General features: G+C 56.3%; 1 protein-coding gene. It reads left to right on the forward strand.

The window, feature by feature from the left end; all coding sequences use genetic code 11:
* Window positions 1-442: ABC transporter substrate-binding protein (locus tag EOA19_RS35090; RefSeq protein WP_245486475.1), on the forward strand; the 442-nt coding region annotated here is incomplete at both ends.

The raw sequence follows: 442 nt of genomic DNA on the forward strand, positions 1-442 counted from the left end.
TAGTCTCGTGGGCTCGGGGCCGATGATAATCCAGGAGTTTCAACAGGGCCAGTTTGTCCGCCTCTCGCCTAACCCGCACTTCCGCTCAGGCAAACCGGCTATGAGCGGCATGGTTTTCAATTTCTTCAGTACGGCCGATCCTATCGCACAGGGTCTCAAAAGCGGCAATCTCAACTTTGGCTTTGGCCTCACAGTTGCCCAGTGGGATGACCTCTCGAAAGATCCTCATATAGTTTGTATAGAATCGCGCACTGAGCAACGGAATTATTTGGCGTTCAACACCGTCTCCGGAAAAGGCGCGGGCAATACTAGGGCCCTGCAGGACCCCGCGTTTCGCGACGCTATCGGCTATGCGATCGACCAGAAAACGCTCGTTGATCGCGCCTTCCGGGGGCATGCCGACCCTGGCGTGGGACTGGTCATGCCGTCGGCAACTGAATAC

The organism is Mesorhizobium sp. M7A.F.Ca.US.010.02.1.1 (genome assembly GCF_004023085.1).
GTDB lineage: Bacteria > Pseudomonadota > Alphaproteobacteria > Rhizobiales > Rhizobiaceae > Mesorhizobium.